This is a genomic window from Thiolapillus sp. (assembly GCF_048562965.1).
Lineage (GTDB): Bacteria > Pseudomonadota > Gammaproteobacteria > Chromatiales > Chromatiaceae > Thiolapillus > Thiolapillus brandeum_A.
This window is the reverse complement of the sequence record NZ_JBHNMF010000418.1, coordinates 1-2,893: the sequence shown is the minus strand read 5'-3', so window position 1 is coordinate 2,893 and position 2,893 is coordinate 1. Positions and strand designations below refer to the sequence as shown.

The window sequence follows — 2,893 nt, the reverse complement described above, 5'->3', positions numbered from 1 at the left end:
AGTAAGCAGGCCATGCGTGAATTGGAAAAACGATTTGACAGAAAACCTGATCTGGAATCATGGTTTGTCACAATCAATCCGATTACAAAATTGGGGTAATCTATTTTTTCCGAGGCCCTAAAGTGTCGTAGTGTGTAAAATAGGCATACAGACATCAGCAATCTAGGAGTAAACCATGACTAAACCCTTGGGTGCATGGGGAAAAGCGCCACTCGCCTATGTGCTTGCACAGGTACGCACAGAACAAATCGCGGATATCAAGGAATATCAACCTGCTCTTGCCGGCAAGCTCCGACCCTTGTATCCCCTTCAACGAAAGCAGCAGGGGGCTCGTCTGATTGCTACACAATCGCAAATGGTGGTCGAGCCACAACAAGAAGAAACCTGGGAATTCGCCTCACCAGACAACCGAACAGGCGTCATTCTCTGGGAATCAGGCGTGGTATTGCATGCGACCAGCTATATTGATTCCGATGACTTTCTTTCCAAGCTGCACCACGTCATTGAACTATTTGCTGAGACGGTGCCTAGCACATTCGTAAACCGGGTTGGCTTGCGATATATCGATTTCGTTATCCCGCCTGAGGGAGAATTCCCTGAACAATTCGTAAACCCAAAGCTTGATGTGAATCTTGATTTTGCACAGCGAGACGGTTTTTTATCAACATCCGTTTCGATATACCCCATGAACAAAGGTCAGATAGTTCTCAGATACGTGCGCGGCTCCGGTCAGCCCGAACTGCCGCCTGAATTAGCAATGTTTTCATTAGAAAAATCACCTTTAATGGATAGCATGGAAGGTAATAGATCAGCAGCTATCATCGATACTGACAGAAATATTGATGTTTCTCCGGTGGAGCCGTTGAACCCAGAAAATATTCGAAAAATTTTCAAAGACATGCATGATGATGTATCGACTCTTTTTAAAGATAACGTCATCACAGATCATGCGAAAAAAATATGGGAGGCAATATGAGCTGCGCAATGACAGAACCACCAAGCAAGCGGCGGTCTCTAGGTCCATCATTTGCTTTACCAAGTTCGGATATCGGAAATAATCCCTGGCTGCTTCTTTGGAAGGAATCATATCGAATACAGCCCATAGTTGAGACGCCCCGATTAAGTCCAACCGCAACATTTTCTGGCGAAACCAAGTTTCCATTTGAACTAATTTGGAATACACCCGATTCTAGAACGATACCTGAAAATCTAAAACTCATTGAACAGGCACTTGGTGTCACCGTAAAAGAACTTGCACACATACTGCGTGTATCACGGCCCATGATCTATCATTGGCGTGACGGCGCCATGGAGCCTTCGCCAAAAAATCGCGCTAGGATAGAGGCAATAGCGAGAATTGCCATAGATTGGAACGATCTGGAGCAAAAACCTATCGGACAGCGCTTGCATTTTGATCAAGTTGAAGGAAATACACTGATGAGCCTACTTTACAGCGATGCGCTGGATGTTCCTGCCATACGTGCCGTCATGGGGCGATTGGTCAGCATACAAAAGGCTAGTGATGTAGAAGTTGCAACCAGAAAGGCGCTGCTACACTCAATTGTAGAAGGTGAATCTTCTGAGGAACGCATGGATATAATCAGGGAACGTCAATCTGCAGGAAAACCTAGTTATATAGGTGATGCATGCCATTCAGGCAAGTTATTCGAAATACAACCTGACGGCACTCGACGGCCAGGACGAATCGTAGATCGTAAATTTGTGCCCGAGCCCGATGGGAAAGAATGATTGTACGCTTTCTCGCCGCTGCCAACGACAGGCCCATATTCATTCTCTTGGCAGGGCCAAACGGCAGTGGAAAATCCACTTTCCGGGAAAAACGCCTGTTACAATTGGGTCTTAACTGCATCGACCCAGACGAAGTGGCACTGGATATGTTTGACCGGCAAGCGAAAACCAGAGATGAAGCACGCGCAGCAACCATTGAAGCTACTGAACAGATTAAAATACATTTCATACGTCGTGAATCAGTCTGCCTGGAAACAGTATTCTCAGATACCAAAGGGCACAAGAAGGCATTGGTTGATAATGCCAGAGCTTCCGGTTACTTTACGGCTATGTTCTTCATGGGTATCGATACACCTGAGGTATCGATTGCCCGTGTAAGCCAACGAGTTATCGACGGAGGGCATGATATCCCGGACCACATTATCTCGGATCGTTTTCCCCGCGCTTTCGAAAATGCAAAATCCATGCTATCAGCTGTTGATTTGGCGCTGCTGTTTGACAATACAGGTTGCTATGCTAGCGATAGCCAACCCAGCCGACATGTCCATATAGCTACCATAGCAGATGGAAAACTTGTCTCCTCGGGAGAAGCACGTCCTGCGTGGTTAGCAAAATATGGTTTCGATACAGCTCTTGACCTTTAACAGGCTGTTGGAAAACACCCAAATCTGAGAAAATATCGCCAAGAATTGAACGAGAAGCGAAAGAGCCATGCGCGGTCCCGATATTCATCAAGATACGTTATTCAGCACGGTCAGTCCTGCAGACCGGGTGCCCAAAGATCATCCGCTGCGTCCCATTCGCCAACTTGTTGACACGGCATTGTTGGCATTGGATGAGGATTTTGATGCCCTTTATGCCGAAGCCGGGCGCGACTCCATTCCCCCAGAGAAACTATTGCGTGCGCAATTGCTGATGGTGTTCTACACTATACGCAGCGAACGGCAGTTAATGGAGCAATTGGACTATAACCTGCTGTTTCGTTGGTTCGTGGGTTTTTCCATAGAGGATCCGGTTTGGCATCATTCGCTGCCAGCCATGGAGAGCGAAGCGAAGGCTGGTAGACCCCAGTAGCCGCGAGGCCGCACTGCTTACCCGTCGTGCGCATAGCGCCAGAGGGGAAGCAAAGTAGGCATCCAAACGC

Annotated in this window: 4 protein-coding genes and 1 pseudogene; 4 read left to right on the top strand and 1 reads right to left on the bottom strand. The window is 47.4% G+C overall.

From position 1 onward, the window contains the following. The first annotated feature begins 175 nt into the window (after positions 1 to 175). From ACOCD2_RS15715 to ACOCD2_RS15700, 4 genes and pseudogenes are all read left to right on the top strand, one after another. Positions 176 to 976 carry a TIGR04255 family protein gene (locus ACOCD2_RS15715; protein ID WP_293649103.1) on the top strand — a complete coding sequence of 267 codons (801 nt, stop codon included), beginning with the start codon at positions 176 to 178 and terminating at the stop codon, positions 974 to 976. An 8-nt stretch (positions 977 to 984) separates the two neighbouring features. Then, positions 985 to 1,749 (top strand): helix-turn-helix domain-containing protein, encoded by a 765-nt coding sequence (locus ACOCD2_RS15710; RefSeq protein WP_293649106.1) that lies wholly within the window; start codon positions 985 to 987, stop codon positions 1,747 to 1,749. After that, positions 1,746 to 2,393: a zeta toxin family protein gene (locus tag ACOCD2_RS15705; RefSeq protein WP_293649109.1), complete on the top strand. Its 648-nt coding sequence runs from the start codon at positions 1,746 to 1,748 to the stop codon at positions 2,391 to 2,393. Before ACOCD2_RS15710 ends, ACOCD2_RS15705 begins: the two co-directional genes overlap by 4 nt. A 67-nt stretch (positions 2,394 to 2,460) precedes the next feature. Continuing rightward, a pseudogene (locus ACOCD2_RS15700) lies at positions 2,461 to 2,772 on the top strand (transposase); the annotation flags it as partial. On the opposite strand, the gene ACOCD2_RS15695 reads toward ACOCD2_RS15700, so the two are convergent. Then, on the bottom strand, positions 2,698 to 2,893 hold a 196-nt coding region (locus tag ACOCD2_RS15695; RefSeq protein ID WP_293815171.1), incomplete at its 5' end, for a hypothetical protein. The pseudogene ACOCD2_RS15700 and the gene ACOCD2_RS15695 sit on opposite strands and share 75 nt — an antisense overlap.

Excerpts from the sequence above, each read along its gene's own strand:
- ACOCD2_RS15715 (WP_293649103.1), top strand. The coding sequence starts at position 176 with ATGACTAAACCCTTGGGTGCATGGGGAAAAGCGCCACTCGCCTATGTG.
- ACOCD2_RS15710 (WP_293649106.1), top strand. The coding sequence starts at position 985 with ATGACAGAACCACCAAGCAAGCGGCGGTCTCTAGGTCCATCATTTGCT.
- ACOCD2_RS15705 (WP_293649109.1), top strand. The coding sequence starts at position 1,746 with ATGATTGTACGCTTTCTCGCCGCTGCCAACGACAGGCCCATATTCATT.